The sequence below is a fragment of the Pseudomonas sp. BAV 4579 genome (assembly GCF_009765395.1).
Classification (GTDB): Bacteria; Pseudomonadota; Gammaproteobacteria; order Pseudomonadales; family Pseudomonadaceae; genus Chryseomonas; species Chryseomonas aestiva.
Genome location: NZ_WHOV01000262.1, coordinates 1 through 1,677 on the forward strand (window position 1 = coordinate 1; position 1,677 = coordinate 1,677).

General features: G+C 41.6%; 1 protein-coding gene. It reads right to left on the bottom strand.

Going from position 1 to position 1,677, the window contains the following annotated elements:
- Window positions 1-739 precede the first annotated feature (739 nt).
- On the bottom strand, window positions 740-1,330 hold the full coding sequence (locus GSQ95_RS25900; RefSeq protein ID WP_158896910.1) for a TetR family transcriptional regulator: 591 nt from the start codon (window positions 1,328-1,330) through the stop codon (window positions 740-742).
- Window positions 1,331-1,677 lie beyond the last annotated feature (347 nt).

Here is a 1,677-nt window from a genome sequence, read left to right on the forward strand (position 1 = left end):
ACCCTCCTGCTTACGCAGAATCTAGTGTGTTGCGTTCACCGGTTGAATCCACAGGGCAAAGAGCTTTTCGACAGACCCCACAAACTCTCGAACTAGAGAGTCTTGACGCTCTGCGACATCGCGCATTTCTAGAGCGAACTCACAGCGATACAAAAATATAGTCATAATGCTACGCTCTGGGCCCGTCCGAACAAATCTCTCCATGTACTCAACACAAATATTGTAAAGCTTGAATAAGCAATCGATTTCATATTCGACACTTATATCATGCATTATCTCCTCGATTGGTATACGAATATGATTGAGCATTTCGCGGACCAGATGTGCCTTTTTACGAAAATGCCACTACAAAGCTCCAGGTGTGATACTGCCATCCCTAGCTGTCATCTCCAGTATGGTACGCGATACTCCATTAGAAAGGAAAAGCGATTCCGCGGAGTCCAAAATGCCCCGCTACTCTGATCAGGTTCTTCTTTGGTGCGACGCATAACTCATCCCACATCGAGCAATAAAGAAAAATTGATCAAAATTACGCCAAGTGACTACTACATCATCACCCATTAGCAAGTCTATAAAATTAATACATTGAAAATTCACTCAAAAACGCAGGAAATCACACCATTAGAGCATAAAAATCACCCACCCATTAACTCATTTAGTATATACCAAATCTACAACTTAAAGAAGTGAAGCAAGCTCCTAAAACACATTACAAATAACTATTAATCAGCTTATTCGCTCAAGCCTTCACCATTCTAAAATAACTCTCCTCGAATAAATCTATAGAAATAAGATTTTCGCTTCCCATTAGATTCTCATGCAATACTGCCTTCCAAAGAAAAAACGCACAGGTGACACTTGCGCCAGTGACGTCATTTCCACCCGCATCTTTACTGTAAAATTTTTTCAACAGATCAAGACACTTGAGTGATAACAAATTCTCCATCGAAAACATCTTCAAGAAAGTATGTGAAGAATCATTCTTGTAGTATATGAGTCGCGCCACTTTATTTTCATTACCACCCGACCTCGAATACACCATCAGTACTTCTTTCAATATCTCTAAAACAAAATCACTGCCCAGGCTCTGGCTGTAGCCGCTCAATCTATTATGCAAATAAACAATTGGGCCAGGTGTAACCGAGACTAAAGATTCAATGATCTGTTCTTTATTCTTAAAATGCCAGTAGATAGCGCCCCTGCTTATATTTGCACGCTTAGCAATCATTTCCATATTTGTCGTTGCCACGCCTTTACCTACGAACAAGTTAAGCGCGCATTTCATTATGGATTGGCATGTCCTTTCCGCATCATCCTTCGTTTTTCTCATTTTGATTCGTCCGCCTATTCAAGCTTGTTGCTGAGTTTCGGCAACGCTACCAATGGGATAACTGCCCACGCAACGATAGATTTAATCTATTGATATCGATGAAGCTATAGCCATTCTTGGCTTCGATGGCAATCTTCCTCAGGTCTGCCTCAAACGATATTTTGGTTGCCTCCCAGTTTACAAACATTTTTGAATGTATGTATATTTTTAGGTGACATTGGTGTACTTATAGCTAGTGGTTTTGGCGCCTATGCTCCTTGGTTGAGGGGCAGTGGCTACCCTTTGGCGTCTATGGACTTTTGATATGCAGATCAAGCCGGCGCATGCCTTTTTCGCTCCCGCCCTGC

Bases quoted from the DNA above. Each gene is read 5' to 3' on its own strand.
- GSQ95_RS25900 (WP_158896910.1), bottom strand. From the start codon at position 1,330: ATGAGAAAAACGAAGGATGATGCGGAAAGGACATGCCAATCCATAATG.